At 67.5% G+C, this 25849-nt stretch carries 28 protein-coding genes; 16 read left to right on the forward strand and 12 right to left on the reverse strand.

What is annotated here, in order from left to right:
• Positions 1 to 27: 27 nt before the first annotated feature.
• The 8 genes from secY to ACQW02_RS04110 all read left to right on the forward strand — a co-directional run bounded on the left by secY (position 28) and on the right by ACQW02_RS04110 (position 7845).
• A complete protein-coding gene (gene secY / locus ACQW02_RS04075) occupies positions 28 to 1383 on the forward strand; it encodes a preprotein translocase subunit SecY (protein WP_431283989.1) in 1356 nt (451 codons plus the stop codon).
• A gap of 27 nt (positions 1384 to 1410) precedes the next feature.
• Positions 1411 to 2073, forward strand: a complete 663-nt coding sequence (locus ACQW02_RS04080; RefSeq protein ID WP_431283990.1) for an adenylate kinase — start codon at positions 1411 to 1413, stop codon at positions 2071 to 2073.
• Between the two features lie 182 nt (positions 2074 to 2255).
• Entirely contained in the window at positions 2256 to 2633 is a 378-nt protein-coding gene (gene rpsM, locus ACQW02_RS04085; RefSeq protein ID WP_431283991.1) for a 30S ribosomal protein S13, read from the forward strand.
• Positions 2633 to 3037 (forward strand): 30S ribosomal protein S11, encoded by a 405-nt coding sequence (gene rpsK / locus ACQW02_RS04090; RefSeq protein ID WP_431283992.1) that lies wholly within the window; start codon positions 2633 to 2635, stop codon positions 3035 to 3037. The genes rpsM and rpsK overlap by 1 nt, the downstream gene beginning before the upstream one ends.
• A complete protein-coding gene (locus tag ACQW02_RS04095; protein ID WP_431283993.1) occupies positions 3003 to 4067 on the forward strand; it encodes a DNA-directed RNA polymerase subunit alpha in 1065 nt (354 codons plus the stop codon). Before rpsK ends, ACQW02_RS04095 begins: the two co-directional genes overlap by 35 nt.
• Positions 4068 to 4088: 21 nt before the next feature.
• Complete coding sequence (gene rplQ / locus ACQW02_RS04100; RefSeq protein WP_431283994.1) at positions 4089 to 4514, forward strand: 50S ribosomal protein L17; 426 nt, start codon at positions 4089 to 4091, stop codon at positions 4512 to 4514.
• A 112-nt stretch (positions 4515 to 4626) separates the two neighbouring features.
• Positions 4627 to 5487: a sulfite oxidase heme-binding subunit YedZ gene (locus ACQW02_RS04105; protein ID WP_431283995.1), complete on the forward strand. Its 861-nt coding sequence runs from the start codon at positions 4627 to 4629 to the stop codon at positions 5485 to 5487.
• A gap of 36 nt (positions 5488 to 5523) precedes the next feature.
• Positions 5524 to 7845, forward strand: a complete 2322-nt coding sequence (locus ACQW02_RS04110; RefSeq protein WP_431283996.1) for a xanthine dehydrogenase family protein molybdopterin-binding subunit — start codon at positions 5524 to 5526, stop codon at positions 7843 to 7845.
• Here the strand turns inward: ACQW02_RS04110 and ACQW02_RS04115 are convergent, their stop codons facing one another.
• The 4 genes from ACQW02_RS04115 to ACQW02_RS04130 all read right to left on the reverse strand — a co-directional run bounded on the left by ACQW02_RS04115 (position 7846) and on the right by ACQW02_RS04130 (position 11874).
• On the reverse strand, positions 7846 to 8541 hold the full coding sequence (locus ACQW02_RS04115) for a hypothetical protein (RefSeq protein WP_431283997.1): 696 nt from the start codon (positions 8539 to 8541) through the stop codon (positions 7846 to 7848).
• Entirely contained in the window at positions 8538 to 9947 is a 1410-nt protein-coding gene (locus ACQW02_RS04120; RefSeq protein WP_431283998.1) for a TRAP transporter large permease, read from the reverse strand. Before ACQW02_RS04120 ends, ACQW02_RS04115 begins: the two co-directional genes overlap by 4 nt.
• Positions 9944 to 10666 carry a TRAP transporter small permease subunit gene (locus tag ACQW02_RS04125; RefSeq protein ID WP_431283999.1) on the reverse strand — a complete coding sequence of 241 codons (723 nt, stop codon included), beginning with the start codon at positions 10664 to 10666 and terminating at the stop codon, positions 9944 to 9946. The genes ACQW02_RS04120 and ACQW02_RS04125 overlap by 4 nt, the downstream gene beginning before the upstream one ends.
• Positions 10667 to 10740: 74 nt before the next feature.
• Entirely contained in the window at positions 10741 to 11874 is a 1134-nt protein-coding gene (locus ACQW02_RS04130; protein ID WP_431284000.1) for a TRAP transporter substrate-binding protein, read from the reverse strand.
• Between the two features lie 113 nt (positions 11875 to 11987).
• Between ACQW02_RS04130 and ACQW02_RS04135 the strand changes: the two genes are divergently transcribed.
• Positions 11988 to 12455 carry a MarR family winged helix-turn-helix transcriptional regulator gene (locus tag ACQW02_RS04135; protein WP_431284001.1) on the forward strand — a complete coding sequence of 156 codons (468 nt, stop codon included), beginning with the start codon at positions 11988 to 11990 and terminating at the stop codon, positions 12453 to 12455.
• A gap of 5 nt (positions 12456 to 12460) precedes the next feature.
• Here the strand turns inward: ACQW02_RS04135 and ACQW02_RS04140 are convergent, their stop codons facing one another.
• Positions 12461 to 13228, reverse strand: a complete 768-nt coding sequence (locus tag ACQW02_RS04140; protein WP_431284002.1) for a DUF3891 family protein — start codon at positions 13226 to 13228, stop codon at positions 12461 to 12463.
• Positions 13229 to 13350: 122 nt separating this feature from the next.
• Between ACQW02_RS04140 and ACQW02_RS04145 the strand changes: the two genes are divergently transcribed.
• From ACQW02_RS04145 to ACQW02_RS04160, 4 genes are all read left to right on the forward strand, one after another.
• A complete protein-coding gene (locus ACQW02_RS04145; RefSeq protein ID WP_431284003.1) occupies positions 13351 to 14511 on the forward strand; it encodes an NAD(P) transhydrogenase subunit alpha in 1161 nt (386 codons plus the stop codon).
• Complete coding sequence (locus ACQW02_RS04150) at positions 14508 to 14900, forward strand: NAD(P) transhydrogenase subunit alpha (protein ID WP_431284004.1); 393 nt, start codon at positions 14508 to 14510, stop codon at positions 14898 to 14900. Before ACQW02_RS04145 ends, ACQW02_RS04150 begins: the two co-directional genes overlap by 4 nt.
• Positions 14901 to 14904: 4 nt before the next feature.
• A complete protein-coding gene (locus ACQW02_RS04155; protein ID WP_431284005.1) occupies positions 14905 to 16305 on the forward strand; it encodes an NAD(P)(+) transhydrogenase (Re/Si-specific) subunit beta in 1401 nt (466 codons plus the stop codon).
• A gap of 93 nt (positions 16306 to 16398) precedes the next feature.
• On the forward strand, positions 16399 to 17460 hold the full coding sequence (locus ACQW02_RS04160; RefSeq protein WP_431284006.1) for a hypothetical protein: 1062 nt from the start codon (positions 16399 to 16401) through the stop codon (positions 17458 to 17460).
• Positions 17461 to 17661: 201 nt separating this feature from the next.
• Here ACQW02_RS04160 and rpsU read toward each other — a convergent pair whose 3' ends face one another.
• Positions 17662 to 17865 carry a 30S ribosomal protein S21 gene (rpsU, locus tag ACQW02_RS04165; protein WP_007006360.1) on the reverse strand — a complete coding sequence of 68 codons (204 nt, stop codon included), beginning with the start codon at positions 17863 to 17865 and terminating at the stop codon, positions 17662 to 17664.
• Between the two features lie 179 nt (positions 17866 to 18044).
• Between rpsU and def the strand changes: the two genes are divergently transcribed.
• From def to ACQW02_RS04180, 3 genes are all read left to right on the forward strand, one after another.
• Positions 18045 to 18566 (forward strand): peptide deformylase, encoded by a 522-nt coding sequence (gene def / locus ACQW02_RS04170; protein WP_431284007.1) that lies wholly within the window; start codon positions 18045 to 18047, stop codon positions 18564 to 18566.
• Positions 18563 to 19162, forward strand: a complete 600-nt coding sequence (locus tag ACQW02_RS04175; RefSeq protein WP_431284008.1) for a COQ9 family protein — start codon at positions 18563 to 18565, stop codon at positions 19160 to 19162. The genes def and ACQW02_RS04175 overlap by 4 nt, the downstream gene beginning before the upstream one ends.
• 183 nt (positions 19163 to 19345) lie before the next feature.
• A complete protein-coding gene (locus ACQW02_RS04180; protein ID WP_431284009.1) occupies positions 19346 to 19903 on the forward strand; it encodes a hypothetical protein in 558 nt (185 codons plus the stop codon).
• A 132-nt stretch (positions 19904 to 20035) separates the two neighbouring features.
• Here ACQW02_RS04180 and ACQW02_RS04185 read toward each other — a convergent pair whose 3' ends face one another.
• The 6 genes from ACQW02_RS04185 to ACQW02_RS04210 all read right to left on the reverse strand — a co-directional run bounded on the left by ACQW02_RS04185 (position 20036) and on the right by ACQW02_RS04210 (position 25834).
• The gene (locus ACQW02_RS04185) at positions 20036 to 21136 is read right to left on the reverse strand and encodes an OmpA family protein (RefSeq protein ID WP_431284010.1); all 1101 of its coding nucleotides are present in this window, start codon (positions 21134 to 21136) and stop codon (positions 20036 to 20038) included.
• A 236-nt stretch (positions 21137 to 21372) separates the two neighbouring features.
• Positions 21373 to 22476 carry an OmpA family protein gene (locus ACQW02_RS04190; RefSeq protein ID WP_431284011.1) on the reverse strand — a complete coding sequence of 368 codons (1104 nt, stop codon included), beginning with the start codon at positions 22474 to 22476 and terminating at the stop codon, positions 21373 to 21375.
• A 244-nt stretch (positions 22477 to 22720) separates the two neighbouring features.
• Positions 22721 to 23824 (reverse strand): OmpA family protein, encoded by a 1104-nt coding sequence (locus ACQW02_RS04195; protein WP_431284012.1) that lies wholly within the window; start codon positions 23822 to 23824, stop codon positions 22721 to 22723.
• 200 nt (positions 23825 to 24024) lie between these two features.
• Positions 24025 to 25149: a 5-(carboxyamino)imidazole ribonucleotide synthase gene (locus ACQW02_RS04200; protein ID WP_431284013.1), complete on the reverse strand. Its 1125-nt coding sequence runs from the start codon at positions 25147 to 25149 to the stop codon at positions 24025 to 24027.
• A complete protein-coding gene (purE, locus tag ACQW02_RS04205) occupies positions 25146 to 25601 on the reverse strand; it encodes a 5-(carboxyamino)imidazole ribonucleotide mutase (protein ID WP_431285860.1) in 456 nt (151 codons plus the stop codon). The genes ACQW02_RS04200 and purE overlap by 4 nt, the downstream gene beginning before the upstream one ends.
• A gap of 32 nt (positions 25602 to 25633) precedes the next feature.
• Entirely contained in the window at positions 25634 to 25834 is a 201-nt protein-coding gene (locus ACQW02_RS04210) for a YdcH family protein (protein WP_431284014.1), read from the reverse strand.
• Positions 25835 to 25849: the final 15 nt, after the last annotated feature.

Below are 25849 nucleotides of genomic sequence, written 5' to 3' on the forward strand. Positions count from 1 at the left end.
GTTTTTGTCTTCGAAGGGTCGCCGACCATGGCTTCAGCCGCCGAACAGCTTGCGTCCAACCTGAACCTCGGGGTGCTGAGCAAGGCGACCGAACTCAAGAAGCGCATCTGGTTCACCCTGGGCGCGCTGATCGTGTATCGGATCGGCACCTATGTGCCGGTGCCTGGCGTCGATGCCTCGGTGATGGCGGATATCCTGCGTCAGCATGGCGGCGGCGTGCTCGGCATGTTCGACATGTTCACCGGCGGTGCGCTGGGGCGCATGACCGTCTTCGCGCTGAACATCATGCCCTACATCAGCGCCAGCATCATCGTGCAACTGATGACCGCGGCGATCCCGGCCTGGGAGACGCTGAAGAAAGAAGGCGAGTCGGGCCGCAAGAAGCTCAACCAGTACACCCGTTACCTGACGGTGGTGATCGCGGTCTTCCAGGCCTGGGGCATTGCCGCGGGCTTGCAGTCTATGCGCGGATCCTTCGGGCCGGCGGTCGCCGATCCTGGCGCCTTCTTCATGCTGTCCTGCGTGATCACCCTGGTCGGCGGCACCATGTTCCTGATGTGGCTGGGTGAGCAGATCACCGCGCGCGGCGTCGGCAATGGCATCAGCCTGATCATCTTTGCCGGCATCGTGGCGAACCTGCCCTCGGCGATGGCCGCGACCTTGGAACTCGGCCGCACGGGCGCGCTGTCCACCTTCTTCATCCTGTTCTTCCTGGCGATGGCCTTGGGCGTGATCGCGCTGGTCGTCTATGTCGAACGCGCGCAGCGCCGCATCCCGGTGCAATACCCCAAGCGCCAGGTGGGCAACCGCATGTTCGGCGGTGAGAACACGCATTTGCCGCTGAAGCTGAACACCGCCGGTGTCATCCCGCCGATCTTCGCCTCCTCGCTGCTGCTGCTGCCGGCGACGTTTGCGGGCTTCGGCGACCGGACCTCGGATACCTGGGTCTCGACCATCGCGGGCTGGCTGGCGCATGGGCAGCCGCTCTACATGGTCATGTATGTCGTGATGATCGTGTTCTTCGCCTTCTTCTACACCGCCGTGGTGTTCAACCCGACCGAGACGGCCGACAATCTGAAGAAGTATGGCGGGTTCATCCCCGGCATCCGGCCGGGCCAAAGCACCGCCGACTACCTCGACCGGGTCTTGACCCGTCTGACCGCGGTGGGCGCTGCCTATCTCTGCGTGGTCTGCCTGATCCCCGAACTGCTTATTTCGCAGTATGGTGTTCCCTTCTATTTTGGCGGCACTTCCCTTCTGATCATTGTCTCTGTCACGATGGACACGGTGGCGCAGGTCCAGTCGCATCTGTTCGCGCACCAGTATGAGGGTCTGATCAAGAAGGCGCGCCTGGGTGGCAAGGGGCAACCCAATCGTCGCTAATGGGCCGTCGCTAAGGGGAATACCACGATGAACCTGATCCTTCTGGGGCCGCCGGGTGCGGGCAAGGGCACGCAGGCCAAGCGGCTGGAGGAACAGTACGGCATCGCGCAGATCTCCACCGGGGACATGCTGCGGGCCGAGGTGAAGTCCGGCAGCGCCATCGGGACCGAGGCGCGCGCCATCATGGAGCGCGGCGACCTGGTGCCCGATAGCATCATCACCGCCATGCTGGCCAAGCGCGTCACCCAGCCCGATTGCGCCCGGGGCTTCATCCTGGACGGCTTCCCGCGCACCGTGCCCCAGGCCGAGGCGCTGGATTCCATGCTGACCGAAATGGGCCTGGCATTGGATCATGTGATCGAATTGCAGGTGGATGACGCGGCCCTGGTCGAGCGCATCGCCGGGCGCTTCACCTGCGGCAGTTGCGGGGCTGGCTACCACGACACCTTCAAGCCGACCGCCAAGTCCGGCGTCTGCGACAATTGTGGTGCCACCAACTTCATCCGCCGGGCGGATGACAAGGCCGAAACGGTCGCGGCCAGGCTTGATGCCTACCACCGCCAGACGGCGCCGCTGCTGCCCTATTACGCCGCGCGCGGCCGGTTGCAGACGGTCGATGGCATGGCCGACATGGATGTCGTCGCCAGCCAGATCGCCACTATCCTGGGCAAGGCAACCGCCACGGCTTGACGGCTGGGCCAATCAGGCCTAACAGCCCGCCTCTCACGCGGACGGGTTCAACCCCGGCCGCGTAAGCACTTGCGCATCGTGGCAATAGGCCCACGCGGCGTAAGGATCACCTCTTGACCCATCGGCCGCCGCATTCGTGCGGGGCATAAGCGGGCCCTGACAGGCCCCAGGAGTGAAAACCAGTGGCGCGCATCGCCGGCGTTAACATCCCCGCGAACAAGCGGGTGCTCATCTCCCTTCGCTACATCTTCGGCATCGGTCCGAACAACGCGAAGGACATCGTGGCGGCCCTGAAGATCCCCGAGGATCGCCGGGTCAACCAGCTGACCGACGACGAGATCATGCGGATCCGCGAGATGGTGGACCGTGATTACCGCGTCGAGGGCGATCTTCGCCGTGAAGAGGCGATGAACAAGAAGCGCCTGATGGACCTCGGTTGCTACCGCGGCCTGCGTCACCGCAAGGGCCTGCCGGTCCGCGGTCAGCGCACGCACACGAATGCGCGCACGCGCAAGGGTAAGGCCGTTGCGATCGCCGGCAAGAAGAAGGTGACGAAGTAATGGCCCGCGAACCCCGCGCCGGCGCCCGCGGCCCCGTGAAGCGCAAGGAGAGGAAGAACATCTCCTCCGGCATCGCGCACGTGCTGGCCAGCTTCAACAACACCATCGTCACCATCGCCGACGCTCAGGGCAATGCGATTGCCTGGTCCTCGGCCGGTAGCCAGGGCTTCAAGGGCAGCCGGAAGTCCACCCCCTACGCCGCGCAGGTCGCGGCCGAGGATGCGGGCAAGAAGGCGCGCGAGCATGGGATGGAGACCGTGGAAATCCACGTCTCCGGTCCCGGTTCGGGCCGTGAATCGGCACTGCGCGCGCTCCAGGCGGTCGGCTTCTACGTCACCGCCATCCGCGACGTGACGCCGATCCCCCACAATGGTTGCCGCCCGCGCAAGCGCCGGCGCGTCTGAGGAGGAAGAACACTTGCTCGAACGCAACTGGCGCGACCTGATCCACCCCGAAAAGCTCGATGTCGAGCCTGGGGTCGATCCGTCACGCACCGCCACGATCATTGCCGAGCCGCTGGAACGCGGCTTTGGCGTGACGCTTGGCAATGCGCTGCGGCGCATCCTGCTGTCGTCCTTGCAGGGGGCCGCTGTCACGGCCATCCGCATCGACGGCGCGTTGCATGAATTCAGCGCCCTGTCGGGCGTCCGCGAGGACGTGACCGACATCGTGCTGAACATCAAGAAGCTGGCGATCCGTATGCCGGGTGAGGGGCCGAAGCGCCTCCAGCTCACGGCGACGGGTCCTGGCGAAGTCACGGCTGGCCAGATCCAGACGACCGGCGACATCGAGATTTCGAACCCTGACCTCGTGATCTGCACGTTGGACGAAGGCGCGAAGCTGTCGATGGAACTGACCATCGACCTCGGTCGTGGCTATGTTCCGGCCGCCGAGAACCGGCCTGAGGATGCGCCGATCGGGTTGATCCCGGTCGATGCGATCTACAGCCCCGTCCGCCGCGTGGCGTACAAGGTGGAGCCGACCCGCGTGGGTCAGCGCACCGACTACGACAAGCTGGTGCTGACGGTCGAAACCGATGGCACCGTGACCCCTGACGATGCGGTGGCTGTGGCCGCCCGCGTGCTGCAGGATCAGTTGCAGCTGTTCATCAACTTCGACGAGCCGACGCAGTTCAAGGCGGCGGAAGTCGAGGAAGACCTCGGCTTCAACCGTCACCTGCTGCGCAAGGTGGACGAGCTGGAACTGTCGGTTCGCAGCGCGAACTGCCTGAAGAACGACAACATCGTCTACATTGGCGATCTCGTGCAGAAGACCGAGCAGGAAATGCTCCGCACCCCGAATTTCGGGCGCAAGTCGCTGAACGAAATCAAGGAAGTCCTCGCCTCGATGGGCCTGGGTCTCGGCATGGCCGTGACCGGCTGGCCGCCCGAGAACATCGAGGACCTCGCCAAGAAGATCGAAGAGCCGTTCTGAGCAGCCGGATAGGATAAGACAATGCGTCACGGAGTAGCCGGCCGTAAGCTCGGCGTCACAACCAGCCACCGTTTCGCCATGCTTCGCAGCATGGTGACGGCGCTGATCAAGCACGAACAGATCACCACCACCCTGCCCAAGGCGAAGGAGCTTCGGCCCTACGCCGAGAAGGTGATCACCCTGGGCAAGCGCGGTGGGCTGCACGCCCGCCGTCAGGCCTATGCCGTCATCCGCGACGAGCGGATGGTGGACAAGCTCTTCACCACGATCGCCGATCGCTACAAGGGCCGGACCGGCGGGTATTGCCGCGTCCTCAAGGCCGGCGTGCGCTACGGCGATGCCGCCGACATGGCGGTGATCGAACTGGTGGATCGCGACACCGCTGCCAAGGGCCTCGACAGCGGCCCGCGGCCGGAAGCGGTCGAAGAGGACGACGACCAGGGCTGATCACAGCCCTTGTACGACACGAACGGGGCCGGCGGGAGCAATCCCTCCGGCCCCGTTTGCTGTTTGGCGCCCCGCCACCACATTCTGACCATCACCCGAGCGAGCCCCCGCCATGTCCGCGACCGCCCGCCGCATCCTGCCCACTATCCCCTGGCCCTGGTTGGGGCGGGGTGGCCGCGTCTCAGGGCTGCGCCTGGGGTGTTTCGCACTGTGCTGCGCGCCGGGGGTCTGGATGCTCTGGTTGTGGTTCAGCGGCGCGTTTGAGCCGGAGGTCGCCAAGGCCGCCCTGCACGAGACCGGCAAATGGGCCGTGCGCGCCCTGTTGCTGGCGCTGGCGGTCACGCCGCTGCGCTGGACTGCCGCCTGGCCGCAGGTCGTGCCGCTACGCCGCATGGTCGGGCTGACGGGCCTCGTCTACGCCGTCGTCCACCTGTTTCTCTATGCCGTCGAACAGAACTGGAAACTCGGCACGGTCGCCTGGGAAATCCTGGTTCGCTTCTACCTGACCATCGGCATGGTCTCCTTCATCGGCCTGGTGGTGCTGGGCTGGACCTCGACCGATGGGGCCGTGCGGCGGATGGGGCGGGGGTGGAAGAAGCTGCACCGCTGGGTCTACCCCCTCACGGCGCTGGCGCTGTTCCACCACTTCCTGCAGGGCAAGGTGGATGTGACGGAGGCGACGCTCTCGGCCGGCTTGTTCGTCTGGCTGATGTTCTGGCGCCTGCTGCCGGCCGAACGCCGCGCCCAACCCTGGCCGATCCTGGCGCTGGCCCCCGCCGCCGCGGTGGTCACGGCCGGGCTGGAATACGCCTGGTACGCGCTGGCGACGCGCCTGCCAGCCGATCGGATCGCCGCGGCGAACCTGGACTGGGAGATGGTGCCACGCCCGGTGCATTGGGTGCTTGTCGCGGGGCTCGTCATGGCCCTCATCACCTTCTGGCGCCAACGCGCCCTTGCCGGCCCGCCCCGCTGACCCGATACAAGTCATGACGAATTGGGGATGGAAAAAATGGATCACGCGGGGGAAAAATTTGGCATCGGCCAACCGGTCCGGCGCAAGGAAGACGTCCGCTTCCTGACGGGCGCCGGCAACTACACCGACGATCTGGACCTGGCCGGCCAGGCGCATGCCGTCATCCTCCGCAGCCCCCACGCCCACGCGATCATGCGCGGCATGGACCTGGCCGCCGCCCGCGCCGCGCCCGGCGTCCTGGCCGTGCTGACCGTCGCCGAGGCCCATGCGGACGGGCTGGGCCTGATCCCCCTGCAGGTCGAAATCCCCGCCGCCGACCCCGTCTTCTGCCCGCCCAGGCCGATCCTGGCCGAGGCCCGGGTCCGCTTCGTCGGCGACCCCGTGGCCTTGGTCGTCGCCGAAACCCGCGCCCAGGCCCAGGACGCGGCGGAACTGATCGAGGTCGATTACGACCCCCTGCCCAGCGTCACCGACACCGCCCGCGCCATGGATCCGGACGCCCCGGTGATCTGGGCGGACCACCAGCGCCGCGACAACCTGTGCGTGCTGTGGGACAGCGGCCGGCAGGAGGAGACGGACGCCGCCTTCGCCGCCGCCGACCGCCAGGTCACCCTGTCCTTCGTCAACCAGCGCGTGGTCGGCAATCCGATGGAGCCCCGCGTCGCCATCGGCGACTGGCGGGACGGCAAGCACGTGTTGCACAGCCCGACCCAGGGCGTCATCCGCGTGCGCGACAGCCTGGCCAAGTTCATCTTCAAGGTGCCGATGGACCGGTTGCGGGTGATCTCGCCCGATGTCGGCGGCGGCTTTGGCTTGCGCGGAAAACTGTTTCCCGAATCCGCGATGGTGCTCTGGGCCGCCAAGCGCCTGGGCCGCCCGGTGAAATGGCGCAGCGGCCGCACCGAGACATTCCTGTGCGACCCGCATGGGCGCGACCATGTGACCACGGCGGAAATGGCCTTCGACGCGACGGGCAAGGCAACCGGCGTGCGCGTCCGCACCGATGCCGCCATGGGCGCCTATCTGATGGATTTCGGGCCGCGCATCCCGACCATCGCCGGCGCCCGCATCGCCGGCACGGTCTATGACGTGCAGGCCGTGCACCAGCAGGTCCGCTGCGTCTTCACCAATACCGCCAGCACCGACGCCTATCGCGGGGCAGGGCGGCCGGAGACGGCCTATGTCATGGAACGGCTGCTCGACATGGGCGCCGCGGCCTTCGGCATTGGCCGCGACGAGATCCGCCGCCGCAACTATGTGCGTCCGGACCAGATCCCCTACCGCAACACCGCCGGCAACCTGATCGACAGCGGCCATTTTGCCGAAACCCAGGACATGGCGTTGGACCTGGCCGATTGGGCCGGTTTCCCGGCTCGGCGCGCGGCGTCGGAAGCGGCGGGTAAGCGACGCGGCATCGGCCTCGGCTATTTCATCGAGGCCTCGGGCGGCCAGCCCTTCGAGTGGGCGCGGCTGCGGATGGAGGCCGATGGGCGCGCCAAGCTGCACATGGGCACCTTCAGCCATGGCCAGGGCCATGCGACGGCCTTTGCCCAGATCGTCTCCGAACGCCTGGGCATCCCCTTCGAGTCCATCGACCTGGTGCAGGGCGATACCGAGACGGTGGCCAATGGCGGCGGCACCGGTGGCTCGCGCTCCAGCCAGATGGGCGGGGTCGCGACCCTGCGCGCCTCCGACATGGTGATGGCCAAGGCCAAGCGGATCGCCGCGCATATCCTGGAAGCGGGTGTGACCGACATCGAATGGGACGACGATGCCTTCCGCGTCGCCGGCACCGACCTGTCCGCCACCTGGGCGCAGGTGATCGAGGTCGCGCTGGACCCCGCCCGCCTGCCCGCAGGCGAAACCCCGGGGCTGGACGAGCAACTCACCTACAAGCGCGACACCGAATGCAACTTCCCCAACGGCTGCCACGTCGCGGAGGTCGAGGTGGACCCTGAGACCGGCCACGTCACCCTGGCGCGCTACGCCGCCGTGGATGACTGCGGCAAGCTGATCAACCCGATGCTGGTGCATGGCCAGGCGCATGGGGCGATCATGCAGGGCATCGGCCAGGCGATGCTGGAACACGCCCGCTACGACGATGACAGCGGCCAGTTCCTGACCGCGACCTTCCAGGATTACGCGATGCCACGCGCCGCCGACGCGCCGGAGTTCGACCTCGGCTTCAACATCGTCCCGACGCCGACCAATGAGTTGGGCGTGAAGGGCGCGGGGGAGGGCGGGTCTTGCGGCGCGCCGCCAGCGATCGTCTCGGCCGTAGCCGATGCGCTGGGCGTTGCGCATATCGACATGCCGGTGACGCCAGAAAAAGTGTGGCGGGCGCTGGCGGCGGCGTAGTCAGGCGAAATCGGCGCGCGCCCGGCCCAGGGCGCCGCCGGCGCAGGTCAGGCGCAGCCCGGCAACCGGCGTGACCGGCGGCGACAGACCAGCCACCAGCAGCATCGCGCCCACCGGCAACCCACCCCTTGCGCGGGCCTCCGCCGCGGCGGTGGCGAACAGGCCCGCCAGGTCATGCGCGATGCCCGCGGGCCGGGTGCGGCCGGGGGCCAGGGCGATGGGTGTGTCGCCGGGGGCCACGCGCATCGCCGGCCCCAGCACCACCATCCCAAGCCCGGCCAGGTCGGCGATGGTTTGCGCGGGATCGGTGGGTGGCGTGCCGAAGCGCGTCGCGGCGATATCCACCGCGGCGTGCAGGCTGGCGAAGACGGGCGGTGTCGTCGCACCCTCCTCCAGCGGCGCCGCCAGCACGCCCGCCACGGCCGCCGTCGCCACGGGGTGGCGCAACCCGGCCAGGGCGATCGGCGTGCCTCCGGCGATCAACCGACCGGCCAGCAGGGGGCCAACCATCCCGGCCAGAAGGCGCAGCCCGACCGGTGGCTGCCCCAGGGAGGTCAGCAGCGCGGCGGCGATCTCCTCGGCGGCCTCCGTGTCGCGTGGGGCCAGGCCCGGCGGCAGGGCGGCCAGCGGGTTGCCTGTTGTCCAGGCCTCGGCCAGCCAGCGGGCTGCCTCATCGGCCGTGTCGACCTCGCTCATTGCATGGGCGGAAGGGTGATTTCTTCCTCCTGGAACCCGCCGGCGGGGGGCGCTTCCATCTGGATCGTCGGGGCGGCATTGGGGTCGTTCCCATACAGCGCATCCGGCAGCCAGGTGACCAGTTCGGGGAAGATATAGACCATCAGCATGGTCAGGATGACGATGTAGATGAAGGGCATGCAGCCCGCGAAAATATCCTCCAGCCGCACATGCTTCGGCGCCACGCCCTTGAGGTAGAAGGCCGCCATCGCGACCGGCGGCGACAGGAACGACGTCTGCAGGTTCAGCGCGATCAACACGCCGAAGAACAGCGGCGACACGCCGAAATCATCCAGCAGCGGCAGGAAGATGGGCACGAAGATCACGATGATCTCGGTCCATTCCAGCGGCCAGCCCAGCACGAAGATGATCGCCTGCGCCAGCAGCATGAAGGTGAAGGTGTTCAGCGGCAGGGATTTGACGAATTCCTCCACCACCGTCTGGCCGCCCAGGTAGCCGAAGACCGAGGAGAAGACGTAGCTGCCGACGAAGAGCCAGCAGACCATCGCGCTGGTCCGCGCGGTCAGATAGACGGATTCGCGCAGCTTCTGCCAGGTGAAGGCGCGGTAGATCACCGCCAGCAGGATCGACCCCAGGCTGCCCATCGCGGCCGCTTCCGACGGCGTCGCCAGCCCCATCAGGATCGACCCCAGCACCATGCCGATCAGCGCCGCCAACGGGATGAAGGAGGTCGCGAGGTTGAGGAGGATGCGGCCGAAGGGGATGTTCACCTCCTCCGGCGGCAGGCGCGGCGCGACCGATGGCTTCACGATCGCCAGCACGATCACATAGACGATGTAGAGCCCCGCCAGCATGATGCCCGGGATGAAGGCCGCGGCGTAAAGCTGCACCACCGACACGCCGGCCGTCGCGCCATACAGGATCAGCATGATCGACGGCGGGATCAGGATGCCCAGGCACCCGCCCGCGCAGGTCACGCCCGCCGCCAGCTTCGGGTCGTAGCCGGCGCGCAGCATGGCCGGGAAGGCGAGCAACCCCATCAGGGTCACGACCGCGCCGACGATGCCGGTCGCCGTCGCAAACAAGGCGCAGGTCAGCAGGGTCGCGACGGCCAGGCTGCCGGGGATATTGCCCGATGCCATCTGCAAGGATCTGAACAATCGATCCAGGATATTGGCGCGTTCGATGATGTAGCCCATCAGCACGAACAGCGGCACCGACAGCAGCACGTCATTGGCCATGACCGCATAGGTGCGCTGCACCAGCAGATCGAAGACCCGGTCGCCCATGCCGAGGTAGCCGAAGCCCAGCCCCATCGCCATCAGGGTGAATGCAATGGGGAAGCCCAGCATGATGAACGCCAGGAACAGCGCCAGCATGGTCAGGCCAAGGGCGGGATCGCTCATCGGGGTCCTGTCAGGGCGGACTCGCCCTTGGCTGCGAGTTCGCGGGCGAGTTCGTCGGCCCCCTTGGCCTCGGCGGCGGCGAGGATGACCTGGTCCAGTTCCTCGACATCCGACAGCCGCGGCGGCCAGACGCCGTCGCGCAGCGTGCGCACGCAGCGCACGGATTCCACGATGCCTTGCAGCAGCAACATGAAACCGACGACCGGGATCAGCCCCTTGAACGGCCAGATCACCGGGCCGGAGGGGCTGAACATGCTGCGTTCATTCTGCGCCAGCGAGATGGCGAAGAAATGCCAGCCGGCGATCATGAAGGCGAAGATCGCGGGAAAGAAAAACAGGATGAACAGCGTCAGGTCGAGCCCGGCCTGCCGCCGCGGCGACATCATCCGGTAGAGGAAATCGCCGCGCACATGGCCGTTGCGCGACAGCGCATAGGCGCCCGCCATCATGAACAGCGTGCCGTAGAGCATGTAGGAGACGTCGTAGCCCCAAGTCGTCGGCGCCCGGAACACGTAGCGCGCGGTCACTTCGTAAACGACGACGCCGGTCAACGCGATGATGCACCAGGCGAAGGTCTGGCCGACCACGGTCGACAGCCGGTCGATGCCCAGCAAGGTCTTCTGCACGGCGGGGTGGTCGGAAAACAGGATGCCGACCAGCAGCGCCGCCACCACCAGCGACGCCAGCAGTCCCACCACAAGGCTGTCGGAAGCGCCCATCGCCGATCCCTCCCTTTACGAAAAACGGGCCGGACGGGAGCAATCCCGACCGGCCCGCCGGACCCTGCCCGCCGTCAGGTGCGCGCGAAAAAGTGGTTGTAGGAGACCACGGGGCTGACTTCGTAGCGCAGGAAGAAGTTGCCGATCCGGCGGCACCAGTCGCGCTGGCTGTCGCAGATCTTCTTGAACAGCGGGCCGTTCACCGGGCTGCTGTTATCCGCCTCAAGCCGCGTGATGACACGGTCCCAGGCGGCCAGTTGGGCGTCCAGCACCGGGCGCGGCGTCGGGCGCACGTTCACACCCTGGGTCTGCGCCATGGCGAGCAGGTCGCGCGAATAGCGGTCCTGCAGCTTCCACGACATGTCGGCGGAGGCCGCTTCCGCGCCATGCCGCAAGGTCGCCTGCAATTCGGCCGGCAACGCGTCGTACTTCGGCTTGTTGAACAGGACTTCGAAGCATTCCACCGGCTGGTGGTAGCTCTGGATCATGTAGTTCTTCGCGACGTCGGGGAAACCGAGCACGCGATCGGACGACGGGTTGTTGAACTCGGCGCCGTCGATGACGCCGCGTTCCAACGCGGGCACGATCTCACCCCCCGGCAGCGACACGACGGCGGCCCCCATTTCGGCCATCAGGTCGGCGGCCAGGCCCACGGTGCGATACTTCAGGCCGCGGACCTGGTCGGCGCGTTCGATCGGGTTCTTGAACCAGCCGAGCGGCTGCGTCGGCATCGGCCCGGTCAGGAAGCCCACGGTGTTCACCCGCAGCGTGTCATTCACCAATTCCCGGTACAGCGCCTCACCACCGCCATAATAGAACCAGCCGAGCAATTGATGCGCATCGCCGAACCAGGGCGGTGTCGTGCCGAACAGGCTGAAGGCCTTGTTCTTGCCGAACCAATAGGCCGCCACGCCGTGCCCGCCATCCAGCGTGCCGGCCGACACCGCGTCCTGCAACTGGAAGGCACCGACGACGGCCCCGGCGGCCAGCAGGTCAAGACGCAGACGCCCCCCCGCCATCGCGTTAACCCGGCTGACATAATCCTGTGCGAATTCGTGGAAGATGTCGCGCTGTGGCCAGGTGGATTGGAAGCGCAGGGCGACCGTTTGCGCCCGGCTGACCTGCGGCGTCGCCAGCACGACGGCACCTGTCGCCGCGGCCGCACCCGCCAGAAGTCCACGGCGGCCCGGCTTTACGTCCTGTTCCATGCACATCTTCTCCCTGTCCCCGACGTTGCGCGGAGATTACCTCAAGCGCATATTGGACATGCGTTCAGAGCGCAATACGGTCATGCGAGAAACGCAGAATCGGAAACGATCCCATGGTTCGGCCGGCGGAAGACTTCGATCGTGACGCATCGGCGGCAGGGGAGCCGCCCTACAGCCTGGACGATTCGGTTGGCCATTTGCTGCGCCGCGCGCACCAGCGCTACGCGGCGATCTTTCTCGCCCTCGGTGGGCCCGGCGGCCTGACGCCCACGCAATTCGCGACGCTGGTCAGGCTCGATCAATCCGGCCGCATCACGCAGAATCGGCTTGGCCGCCTTGTGGCCCTCGATTCCGCGACGACGAAGGGGGTGGTGCAGCGGCTGCGCGACCGCGGGCTGATCGCCGCGACGACCGACCCGATGGACCGGCGCACCGTGGTCCTGACATTGACGGAGGAGGGCCAGGCCGCCCTGGTCGAAGCCCGCGCCCAGGGGCTGCGGGCGCGGGATGCCCTGCTGAACCCGCTCGATCCCGGCGAAAGGGTGGCGCTGCTCGCGCTGCTGCGCCGCCTGGCGATCTGACGGCGCTACGCCCGGCGCAACACGGCCGACACGGCGACTCGCGGCGACACGGCCAGCGCCTGACGCATCGCCGCCGCATCCGGATAGGTCGCGGGCGCGGCCAGAAGGGTCGCTTCGGTTTGGACCCGCACCTCGGCCTCGCGGAACGGCCAGGGGTCGCAGACCAGATAGCCGTCGCCTTGCCGCAGCATCATCCGGGCATGGCTGCCATCGGCCAGTGGCGCGTCGCCGGTCCAGCAATCGGCCAGGCCCCAGCAGATGGTCAGCGACATCTGGTCCACCGCGCCCAGGATGGCGCTGTTGGCCGCGACCTCGGCCTCGGTCACACCCAAGCGCGCCGCCCATTCGGCCTGCAGCACCGCCTGTTCGGCCAGGTAGGCATCGGCCGCCGCCGCATCCGCGGGGTCCACGCGATGCCGGTCGAGGAAGCGGCGATAGATCAGGTTGCCGTGGCGTGAAATCAGCAGCGCCGGCCACAGCCCCCAGGATGCCAGCGCGAGACGCACCCCCTCCGCCCACATCGGCGCATGGTGGCGCCCGCCCAGGCCGCGGAATTCCAGCGGCCGGCCGGTCGCGGGGTCGAAGCTGGGCTCGGCCTCCCACCCCATCCAGGCCACGTCGTGCTGCGCGCAGGCCAGCGCGACCGGTTCCAGCGGCGCCGGCGCGGCAAAGCCGGGGGCGCCCCAGGCGCGCGCCAACTGGCCGGAGATCAGGGCATGGGCGGGCTGGCTGACGCACAGCAGGCCGCCGTCGGGCATGGGGCGCAGGAGCATGGCGCGATGTTGCCCGCGCCCGGTGCTTCCCCGCAAGCGGCCTGCCGCCATGCTATCCGCCTTGCGTTGATCGGCCTGTATCATCATGTTGCGGTGCGAATTGGGTCAGGGGATTTGGTGACATGCGCCTTGCGGTGCTGAAGGAACGCCGCGGCGGCGAAACGCGCGTGGCCGCGACGCCGGAGACGGTGAAGAAATACATCGCCCTCGGCTGCACGGTGGCTGTCGAGGCCGGGCTCGGCATCCATGCCGGCCAGCCCGACGCGGCCTATGCCGAAGCCGGGGCGCTGATCTTCAACAACGCCGCCGGAGCCCTCGCCGGCGCCGAGATCGTGCTGAAGGTGCGCGCCCCCCTGGCGCAGGGCGAAGGGGAGGTGGACGAGCTTTACCTGATCCCGCGCGGCGCGCTGGTGATCGGCACCCTGGGCGCCGATACCGTGGCGGCACAGCGCTATGCGACGCTCGGCCTGGATGCGGTGTCGATGGAACTGCTGCCGCGCATCACCCGCGCGCAGTCGATGGACGTGCTGTCCAGCCAGGCGAACCTGGCGGGCTATCGCGCGGTGATCGAGGGCGCGGTCGCCTACGACAAGGGCTTCCCGATGCTGATGACCGCGGCGGGCACGATCCCGGCCGCGAACGTCCTGATCATGGGCGCCGGCGTCGCCGGGTTGCAGGCGATCGCCACGGCCCGTCGCCTCGGGGGCCGCGTGTCGGCGACCGACGTGCGCCCGGCCGCCAAGGAAGAGATCAAGAGCCTCGGCGCGACCTTCGTCGGCTACGAGGATGAGGAGATGAAGGCCGCCCAGACCACCGGCGGCTATGCCAAGGCGATGAGCCCCGAATACCTGGCCAAGCAGGCCGAGGTCGTCGCGGTCGCCGCCGCCAAGGCCGATGTCATCGTCTGCACCGCGCTGGTGCAGGGCCGCCGCGCGCCGATCCTGATCAATGACGCGATGGTCGCCAGCATGAAGCCGGGCTCGGTGATCGTGGACATCGCCTCCGACGCCGGCGGCAATTGCTCGGCGACGGTGCCGGGCCAGGCGATCACCACCGCCAATGGGGTGAAGGTGCTGGGCTGGAACAACTGGCCCGGGCGCATCGCCGGGGCCGCGTCCAACCTCTATGCGCGCAACCTGCTGACCTTCCTGACGACCTTCTGGGACAAGGAGGCCAAGAAGGCGGTGCTGAACCCCGAGGATGACATCATCAAGGGCAGCCAGATCACCCGCGCCGGCGCCGTGGTCCATCCCAACTTTCTGCCGAAGGAGACCGCGGCATGAACCCGACCGATCTCGCCAACCAGGCCAAGGCCACCGCCGACCTGGCGCTGACGATGGCCGACCGCGCGCTGGCCGCCGCCCAGGCGGTGCAGCCCCTGGCCGAGGCCGCCAACCCCTTCCTGCTGATGCTGACGATCTTCTTGCTCGCCTGCTTCGTCGGCTATTACGTCGTCTGGTCGGTGACGCCTGCGCTGCATTCGCCGCTGATGGGCGTCACCAACGCGATTTCCTCGGTGATCGTGGTGGGCGCGATCCTCGCGGCCGGCATGGCCGAGAGCAATGTCGCCCGCGTCTTCGGCTTCCTCGGCGTGATGCTTGCTTCGGTGAACATCTTTGGTGGGTTCATCGTGACGCGACGCATGCTCGCGATGTTCAAGCGGAAGGGCTGAGAACATGGCGACGATTTCCACGCTCGCGTATCTCATCGCGTCCGTCCTGTTCATCCTGGCCCTGCGCGGGTTGTCGAACCCCGAAAGCAGCCGCCAGGGCAACCTGTTCGGCATGATCGGCATGGGGATCGCTGTGGTCGCGACCCTGTTCCACAGCGGTATCGATGGCGGCGGCTTCGCGCTGATCATCGTCGCCATCGCGATCGGCGGCAGCGTCGGCACGGTGCTGGCGCGACGCATCCAGATGACGTCGCTGCCGCAGTTGGTGGCCTTCTTCCACAGCCTGGTCGGCATGGCGGCGGTCTTCGTCGCGGCGGCGGCCTTCTACAGCCCCGAATCCTTCGGCATCGGCACGCGCGGGCACATCCACGCCCAATCGCTGGTCGAGATGTCGCTGGGCCTAGCCATTGGTGCCATCACCTTCTCCGGCTCGCTGATCGCCTTCGCCAAGCTCGACGGGCGCATGTCCGGCGCGCCGATCCTCTTCGCGGGCCAGCACAAGCTGAACCTCGGGCTCGGCATCCTGATGCTGGTGCTGGTCGTGAGCTTCGTCGCGACGGGCAGCCCGATCCTGTTCTGGCTGATCGCGATCCTGGCCTTCGGGCTGGGCTTCCTGCTGATCATCCCGATCGGTGGCGCGGACATGCCGGTCGTGGTGTCCATGCTGAACAGCTACTCCGGCTGGGCGGCGGCGGGCATCGGCTTTACCATCGGCAACCTGCTGCTGATCGTGACCGGCGCCTTGGTCGGCGCTTCGGGCGCAATCCTGTCCTACATCATGTGCAAGGGCATGAACCGCAGCATCATCAACGTGCTGCTGGGTGGCTTTGGGACCACGAGTGGCGAGGCGGCCGCCGGTGGCGGTGGCCCGGCGCGGCCGACCAAGAACGGCAGCCCGGAAGATGCCGCCTACATCATGAAGAACGCCCAGAAGGTCATCGTGGTGCCCGGCTACGGCATGGCGGTGGCCCAGGCCCAGCAGGTGGTGCGCGAAATGGCGGATCTGCTGAAGAAGGAAGGCGTCGACGTCTCCTACGCCATCCACCCCGTCGCGGGCCGTATGCCCGGCCACATGAACGTGCTGCTGGCCGAGGCCAACGTGCCCTACGACGAGGTGCATGAGTTGGAGGAGATCAACCCCGAATTCGCCGACGCGGACGTCGCCTATGTCATCGGGGCAAACGACGTGACCAACCCTGCCGCCAAGACGGACAAGTCCTCGGCGATCTATGGCATGCCGATCCTGGACGTCGAAAAGGCCAAGACCGTGTTCTTCGTGAAGCGCGGCATGGCGTCCGGCTATGCCGGCGTCGAGAACGAGCTGTTTTTCCGCGACAACACGATGATGCTGTTTGGGGATGCCAAAAAGGTGACCCAGCAGATCGTGCAGGCGCTGCAGAAATAAGCCATCCTTCAACTGCACGTTGCGCGGCAGGCGATCGAATCGCCTGCCGAACCATTTTACGGGGGCAACGTTGCAGGCCAGAAGGATCCTTGCGTGCCGCTGACCCTGACGACGCTACCGGATACCGTCGAATCCGCCCTTTATAATCCCCGAGCCGTTGGTGAGTTGAAGAGGCGCCTGGACGCCTTCGTGAACGCGCGGCAACTGCCGCGCTACGCCGGCGGCCCAACCCTGGAGCGCGTGGCCTTCACCGCCTTCCAGGCCTATTGCCGCTACATCGACGCCAGCCACTTCGTCTACAGCTTCACGCAGGTCGGCGTGCCATGGGACAGTGGCGCCTGGGTGACCGGCGTGCTGCGCGGCAACTGCATGAACCTCGCCCTGGGCTTCAACTACCTGTTGCAGCACCTGGGCTTCCCCGTCGCCCTGCTGGGCTTGCAGCAATCCCATCCGCTGACGCCCCAGTTCGGGAAGATCGCCCAAAAACCCAGCGCCCGGTTGCACCCGGCCAATGTGCGGGGAACCACCACCTTCGGCGGGCCCTGGGAATACATCGCCACGGCCTATCCGCAGGCCCGGATCACCGCGACCAATGCGGTCCATGTCCGTCGCGGCGCCTGGTTCCCCGGCCGGCACTACGAGAACCAGAACATCACCAAGAGCCACCGCGACGTCTTCGACAATCACTGGTGCGCCGTGTTGAAACTGCGCGGCATCGAATTCCCGTTCTTCGATCCGCTGGTCGCAGCGCGCTACCGGAACGGCCAGGAGGATATGTTCGAGTCCTTCGTCCGCATCGGCAATTTCGCCTACAAGACCTTCCCGACGAATCCCGTGTTTCGCAGCCTCGAGGACCCGCGGACGCTGGTCTATGCCATCCCCGAGCGGTTCCACGACATCACGGACGACTCGACCTTCCGGGCGATGAAAACGGCCACGAACACGGCCGCGAATGATGATCCCGACTGCCGGATGTTCTGGCAGGTGGATTCGGGGACGGACTGGTTCGAACGCAATACCGGCGCCCGTGTGATGCCGGAGGATGCGCGGCCGCATCCGTTGTTCGTGCAGCAGCTTTTCCACATGTGCTCGGTCAGCCGGTGGACCGGATCGCTGAGCTACGCCGCCGATCGCGTCCGGCTGGTGCCCGGCTGACGCAATGGGCCGGGGCAGGGGCATCGCCTCTGCCCCGCGAGGCGATGCGCATGCAAAAACAGACCGCCTACGCCATGGGCGCGGCAGCCAGATAGATCATGTCAGAGCGGGGTTTCGGGCCACGCCGCGGATCGAATCCGCCTGACGTAGCGCGCAAAACACTGGCTGAGGGCAGGGGCGTCGGCCGCTGCCCTCAGGTCGTCAGAAGCCTTCGCGCTCCAGGCGCTTGCGCTCCACCTTGCGGGCGCGACGGACGGCTTCGGCCGCCTCACGCGCACGGCGTTCGGAGGGCTTCTCATAATGACGACGAAGCTTCATCTCACGGAAGACGCCCTCACGCTGGAGCTTCTTCTTCAGGGCCTTAAGCGCCTGATCGATGTTGTTGTCGCGGACGACGACCTGCACGCGGTGCAACTCCTGCCAAAAGGGATGCCAAAGGGCGAAAAGGAAACAGCGCCGGGCCGAAACCCGTCGCGGAAGCGCAGCGTCTAGCATGCGGACGCGAGAGGATGGAAGCCCCTGCCTGCGATTTTGCGCGGGGGGCCTCCTGTCGCATCGGCCGGGCAGCGCCTATTTGTGGCGTCATGTCCCTCCTGAAGATCGCCCGGCTTGGGCACCCCGTCCTGCTCCGCCGCGCGGAGCCCGTGGCCGATCCGATGGCGCCCGAGATCCGGCGGCTGGTGATGGATATGGGGGCGACCATGCTGGACGCCCAGGGGCTGGGCCTGGCAGCCCCACAAGTCCATGAATCGCTGCGCATCTTCGTCTGGCGGCAGGGCAAGGACGGCGTCGCCGCGCTGATCAACCCGGAGATCACCCTGCTGGACCCGGCCGATGAGGTGGGCTTCGAGGGCTGCCTGTCGATTCCCGGCCTGCGCGGCGCCGTCCGACGCAGCCGGCGCGTCGGCTTCCGCGGCTTCTCCCTGGACGGACGCGTGGTCGAGGGCGATGCGGAGGGGCTGCTGGCCCGCGTGATGCAGCATGAATGCGACCATCTGGACGGCGTGCTCTACCTGATGCGGATGCACGACCTGTCCCTGCTGGGGTTCACCGAGGAACTGGCGCAGCACCCCCCCACCCCGGCCGAGACGGAGACCATCGCATGATCGAGCGCAGCCCCGAGCGCGACGCCGCCCTGCGCTGCATGCTGCCGCATGTGGCCGAGCATGGCTGGACCGAGGCCGCCCTGCGCCACGGCCTGGCAGGCCCCCAGGCCGCCGCGGCGGGGCTGTCGGTGGCCGATGCGCCCTTCCTCTTCCCCGCCGGCCCCACCGGCATGGTGGAGGCCTGGAGCGACCTTGCCGACCGCGACATGGACGCCGCCGCCCAGGCCGAATCGCTGGGCGCGCTGCGCGTTCCGGCGCGGATTCGCCGCCTGGTCGAATTGCGCCTGCGGGCGGCCCAGGCCGACAAGCCCGCGGTGCGACGCGGCCTGGCGCTGCTGGCGCTGCCGTGGAACGCCCGCGCCGCGATCAGGTGCACCGCACGGACCGTCGATGCCATGTGGCATGCGGCGGGCGACACCTCCGCCGACATGTCCTGGTACACGCGCCGAGCCTCGCTGGCGGCCGTCTACGGGGCGACCCTGGCGTTCTGGCTGACGGATGACAGCGACGACCTGGCGCCCACGATGGCCTTCCTCGATCGGCGCCTGCGGGACCTGGGGCGGCTGTCGCGCCGGCCGAAGGCCCAGGCCGCCTGAGGCGTCCCCGCGACAATGGGGCTTGACGGGACCGTTATGAAACCGTGATTCTAGGGCCACACATGCACAACATCGGCCAAGTCCATGGCCTGGCGCGATTCGTGTTACAGAACTCAGGCTTCGCAAGCGTGTGCGGAACCGTGTAGAAGCCTTAACGGAAAATTTCTCGGCGGGAGAGCCAGCGTGAAGACCATGATTCGTCCCCTGATCGCAGGCCTCGTCGCGGCGTCTATCGCTGCCCCGGCCGTGGCGCAGTCCTGCATGCCCGCCGCCCAAAGGGCTGCGTTCGACATGCGCGCGCTGCAAAGCCAGCTGATGGTCGCAGCGCTGTCCTGTGACAAGTACACCGAATACGGCCAGTTCATGAACCGCAACCAGACCGAGCTGCGCACCACGCTGACCACCATCCGCACCTATTACCGCGGCAATTCGACGGCGGTGGACAACTACATCACCACCCTGGCGAACACCCATTCGCAGGAAGGCATCCGCCAGGGCTCGCACTTCTGCCGCGACGTCGGCGCGCTGTTCCAGGAGGCGCTGGCCGCCAATGGCCGTGAAGGCCTGCAGCAGGTGACGGCGAATCGCCGCATCGCGACCCTGCAGGAAGCGCCGGCCTGCGCCGCCAATGCCACGCGCTCCGCCGCCGCGGCCCCGACGCGCGCCGCGCAACCGACCCGCACGGCGCAGGCCACACCGGCCGCCAACCGCAGCGCGGCACCGGCGACCACCGCGCGCTGAACACCGCCGCCCGGCCATGAAAAAGGACGCCCCAGGGCGTCCTTTTTTTGTGCCCGGCGCCGGAGGGGAGCGGGCAAGAAAAAGGGGCGCCCCCTTGCGGAGGCGCCCCTGGTCTTTCGCGCTTGTGTGCGATCAGCGCAGGATGATCTCGACGCGGCGGTTCTGCGGCTCGCGCACGTTGTCCGCGGTCGGCACCAGCAGGCGGGTCTGACCGAAGCCCTGGATCGTCATCGAGGAACGCGCGATGCCGAGGCGGGCGAGTTCAGCCGCGACGGCTTCGGCGCGGCGCACCGACAGGCCCTGGTTGTACTGGGCGGACCCCGAGGTATCGGTGAAGCCGTTCACCTCGATGCGGGTCACCTCGACGCGACGGCTGTTCTGTGCCGCCTCGGCGATGATCTGGCGCGCGCGATCGGTCAGGTCGGCGCGGTTCCAGTCGAAGAACACCAGGTAGGTGCGGGCCGGGGCCGGGGCTGCGGCCGGCACCACGACCGGGGCCGGCTGCGCGACGCCGAAGGCATAGCGCAGGCCGACCAGCAGGCTGTTGTTCGCATTGTCCGTGCTGCCGGACAGGAACTGCGACGGCCGGTTCGCCGGCGTGACCTTGATGTCCACATCGGTGTCGAGCGTCGCGAGGTAGCGATACTCGGCGGTGATCGCCAGGCCCGGGACGGACGCGATCGGATAGGCCGCGCCGATGATGCCCTGGTAGGCGAATTCGCCGTTCACGCCACGGTAGTTGAACTGGTTGCCGGTGGTGGAGATCGACAGGGCGTTCACCTGCGACGTCCAGGCATAGCCGACGCCGGCGCCGACGTAGGGGATGATCGGCCAGGCGACGGGGAAGTCGTAGAGCACATTCACCATGGCCGCGGTGGTCGCACGCCAGCCGGTCGAAACATTGAAGCTCCGCTGGCCGAAGCCGGTCGTGTCGTCCAGCCCGGTGGGGCGGTAGGAGACCTCGACCTCGGACCGCAGGCCGTTGCCGAAGCCGTAGCCAACCGAGCCGACGAGCGCGATGCCGAGCTGGTAGGACTGCTTGCCGCTGGACGTGATGCCGGCGGCCGTCGCTGCGGGGCTCAATGCACCGTCGATGGAGAGATCGGCGTCCGATGCCATGTTCACGCCGACGCCGGCACCGATGTAGACGCCGGTCAGCGGCTCAGCGAAGGCGAGGGGCGCCGTTGCGATGAGGGCGGCGGAAGCGAGCAGGACGCTTTTGCTGGAGCGCATGATGTATCCCCGAGTGACGGAAAGGCGAAAATTATTCAGGCCGTGCAACTGGTAGTGACTGTAATCGATAGGACACCGATACAGGAACCCATCATTAACACAAAAGCCGCAGTGTGGTTTTTGTGCAACTATCGAGCGACGGGCATCCGACGCAGAAAAAGGGACGCCCCTTTCGGAGCGTCCCCTTCCCTTCGAACCGATCCCTGGATCGTGCGATCCGGGGCGTCCCGCGCCGATCAGCGCAGGATGATCTCCACGCGGCGGTTCTGCGGTTCACGCACATTGTCCGCGGTCGGCACCAGCAGGCGGGTCTGGCCAAACCCCTGGATCGACATCGCGGAACGCGGGACGCCGAGTCGGGCGAGTTCCGCGGCGACCGTTTCGGCGCGCCGGACCGACAGGCCCTGATTGTACTGCGCGGAACCCGAGGTGTCGGTGAAGCCGTTCACCTCGATGCGGGTCAGTTCGACGCGGCGGCTGTTCTCGGCGGCCTCGGCGATGATCTGGCGCGCGCGATCGGTCAGGTCGGCGCGGTTCCAGTCGAAGAACACCAGATAGGTGCGGGCCGGGGCAGGGGCCGCGGCCGGGGCCACGACCGGCGGCGGCGGCGGCGCGACGCCGAAGGCATAGCGCAGGCCGATCAGTACGCTGTTGTTCGCATTGTCCGTGGTGCCGGACAGGAACTGCGACGGCCGGTTGGCCTGCGTCACCTTCACGTCCACGTCCGTGTCGAGCGTCGCGAAGTAGCGATACTCGGCGGTCAGCGACAGCCCGGGCACCGCCGTGATCGGGAAGGCGGCGCCGAGAATGCCCTGGTAGGCGAATTCGCCATTGACGCCGCGATAGTTGAATTGATTGCCCGTGCTGGAGATCGACACAGCATTCACCTGCGACGTCCAGGCATAGCCGGCGCCGATGCCGATGTAGGGGATGACGGGCCAGTTGACCGGGAAGTCGTAGAGCAGGTTCACCATCGTCCCGATGGTTTCGCGGTGCCCTTCGGAGCCCGAGAAGTTGCTCTGGCCGAAGCCGGAGGTGCCGTCCAGGTCGTTGCGCCGGTAGGAGACTTCGCCTTCGACCCGCAGGCCGTTGCCGAAGCCCCAGCCGACGGAACCCAGGGCGACCCAGCCAAGGTCGTAGGAGACCTTGCCGCTTTGCGTGATGCCCCCGGCAACCGCTGCGGGGGAGAGCGCGCCGTCGATCGAGATATCCGCGTCGGACGCCCAGTTCACGCCCAGGCCGGCCCCCAGGTAGACGCCCGTCACTGGCTGCGCGAAGGCGATGGGGGCCGACGCGATCAGCGCGGCGGAAGCGAGCAAGAAGCTTTTGGAAGAGCGCATGATGGATCTCCGAGAAGCACGAGAACGACAGTCATATCGCTATGAATTCGTATACCCATCTCTTCAATTCTGTGGCGTGATTGTGTCCAGGCTTGCACGCGGAAGTCGCAGTGTCGCATTTCCGCAACGGGATATGTGGTGAACTGGAAAATATCCGGACAAGAAAAAGGGGCGCCCCTTTCGGAGTGCCCCTTTCGCTTCGAAGAGATCCCCGGATCTTGCGATCCGGGGTGTCCCGCACTGATCAGCGCAGGATGATCTCGACGCGACGGTTCTGCGGCTCGCGCACGTTGTCCGCGGTCGGAACCAGGAGACGGGTCTGACCGAAGCCCTGGATCGTCATCGAGGAACGCGCGATGCCGAGGCGGGCGAGTTCGGCCGCAACGGCTTCGGCGCGACGCACCGACAGGCCCTGGTTGTACTGCGCGGAACCCGAGGTGTCCGTGAAGCCGTTCACTTCGATCCGGGTCACCTGCACGCGGCGGCTGTTCTGAGCCGCTTCGGCGATGATCTGGCGCGCGCGATCCGTCAGGTCCGCACGGTTCCAGTCGAAGAACACCAGGTAGGTGCGGGCCGGGGCCGGGGCAGCGGCCGGGGCCACGACCGGGGCCGGCGGCGGCTCGACGCCGAAGGCATAACGCAGGCCGATGAGCAGGCTGTTGTTCAGGCCGTCCGTGTCGATCGTCGTGCGCGTGGTGGCGCCCGTCGCCTGGTTACGCAGCGTGGCATCGATCGTGCCCTCGAGCGTCGCCATGATGCGGTATTCGGCGGTGATCGACAGGCCGGGGACGGCCGCGATCGGGAACGCCGCGCCGACGATGCCCTGATAGGCGAACTGCCCATCGTCACCGTCGATGTTCAGGCCGCCCGAGGAGCCCTGGCGAACCGTCACCGAGTTCCACTTCTGCACGACGTAACCCGCGCCAACGCCCAGGTAGGGGACGATCGGCAGGCCGAGGTCGAAGTCGAACAGGGCGTTGGCCATCACGCCGTACTGCTGGACGCTGCCGGTCGAGTTGGTGGCGCCGACGCCGGTGCGGAAGCCCGTGACCGAGTCCACATCGTTCTGGCGGAAGTTGCCTTCGACTTCAGCGCGCACGCCGTTGCCGAAGCCCCAACCAACGGAGACGACGCCGACCCAGCCGGTGGCGAACGAGGCATTGCCCGACGGGCCAAGGCCAGCGGCCTGCAGCTGCGCGGTGGTGCCCGAACCGGGCTTGATGCCCATGTCGTCCAGGAAGTTCACACCGGCGCCGCCGCCGATGTACACGCCAGTGATCGGCTGCGCCTGGGCCGCAAGCGGCAGGCTCAGCATCGTGGCGGCAAGAAGCGCCTTCTTGAGGCTCATGATAAATCCCCCTTCAGAGTAGGAACACGAGTTGTGATTGCGACAATCCCCTGAACCCATGCCCAGGCTGCCCGCCGCATCCATCGCTTGGTAGCACCGTCATTACGCGTTTGCCTACGGGGTTGCGGTAATCGAGAGAACCATGTGGCATTCGGGCCACACCCGGGATCGGCAAATTGGTCACAGGTTCTGGGGTTTGTTTAAAGCTCCCCTAAGGCACCCGCATCCGGCAGATAACCAAGGGCACCCAGCGGCAGGCAGCGTGTGGCATGGCCCATCTTGCGGCCTGGCCTTGCTTCCGCCTTGCCGTAGAGGTGCAGGGCCACGCCGGGCATGGCCATCATGGCAGGGCACCGCGCCATGCCCTCGGCGCCGATCAGGTTGCGCATCACCGCATCGGCGTGCCGCGCGGGTGCAGTAAGGGGCCATCCGGCAATCGCGCGTATGTGAAGGTCGAATTGGCTGACGTCGCAGGCGTCCATCGTCCAATGGCCGGAATTATGCGGCCGGGGCGCCATTTCATTGCCCAATAGGCGGCCGTCCGCCAGCAGGAAGAACTCCACCGCCAACACGCCAACCAGGTCCTGGGCCGTCGCCAGCGCCATCGCATGGCGCCGGGCCGCCGCGCCGACGCCCGCGGGAATCCGCGCCGGCGCGAAGGACAGGTCCAGGATATGGTGTGTGTGCCGATTCTCGACCGCATCGAAACTCACCACCGACCCATCGGTGCCGCGCGCCACGATGGCGGAGATTTCGGCGACGAAAGGGATGAAGGCCTCAAGGATCAGCGGGTGGGGGGCGAGTCGCGCCAGGGCCGCCTTGGCGTCCTCGACCGTGTGCACCACCGCCTGGCCGCGCCCGTCGTAGCCGAGCCTGGTCGTCTTCAGCACCGCGGGCAGACCGACGGCGGCGATCGCGGCGGCCAGGTCGGCCGCCGACTCGACCGGCGCCCAGGGCCCGACCGGCACGCCGGCCGCGGCCATGAAGCGCTTTTCGACCAGGCGGTCCTGGCAATTGGCCAGGACCTGCGCGCCGGGGGCGCAGGCAACCCGGCCATCCAGGGCGGCCAGGGTCGCATGCGGCACATTCTCGAATTCGAAGGTCACGACATCGACCTGCCCGGCGAATGCCGTCAGGGCCGCCGTGTCGTCATAGGCGGCGCAGGTGCGCGCCGTGGCGACCTGCATGCCCGGCCCATCGGCCTCGGGGCCGAAGACATGCGTCCGGTAGCCGAGTCGGGCGGCCGACAACGCCGACATCCGGCCCAACTGCCCGGTCCCCAAAATGCCGATCCGCGCGCCAGGCGCCAGCGGCCCGCTGCTCATGTCGGGGTTTCAGCGACGCTGGCCGTGTGCTCGGCACGGTAAGCCTCAAGCCGTGCCGCCAATGGGGCATCGGCCAGGGCCAGGATCGCCGCGGCCAGAAGGGCCGCGTTCACCGCCCCGGCGCGGCCGATCGCCAGGGTACCGACCGGGATGCCCGCCGGCATCTGCACGATCGACAACAGGCTATCCATGCCGTTCAGCGCCTGGCTCTGCACCGGCACGCCCAGCACGGGCAGGCGGGTCATCGATGCCGTCATCCCCGGCAGATGCGCGGCACCCCCGGCGCCGGCGATGATCACGCCAAGGCCCCGCCCGGCGGCATCGCGCGCATACGTATACATACGGTCCGGCGTGCGATGGGCCGATACGACCGTCGATTCATGGGCGATGCCCAGCTTGTCCAGCGTTTCGGACGCATGGCGCATGGTTTCCCAATCGCTGCGGCTGCCCATGATGATGCCGACGCGGGGGGGCTGGGGGGCGCTCACGCCGTGATGTCCGGCACCAGGCGGCTTTCGATCCAGGCCAGCTCGTCCTTCAGCTTCAGCTTGCGCTTCTTCAGCCGCTGGAGGTGCAGTTGATCGGCGGTTCCGGCCTCGATCCGGGCGATGACGGTGTCGAGGTCCCGGTGCTCGGTCCGCAACTCGTGCAGGCGTCGGAGCAGGGCGTCGCGGTCTGCAAGCATGGCGTGCGGGAGCAC

The sequence above is a fragment of the Humitalea sp. 24SJ18S-53 genome (assembly GCF_050632385.1).
Classification (GTDB): Bacteria; Pseudomonadota; Alphaproteobacteria; order Acetobacterales; family Acetobacteraceae; genus Humitalea.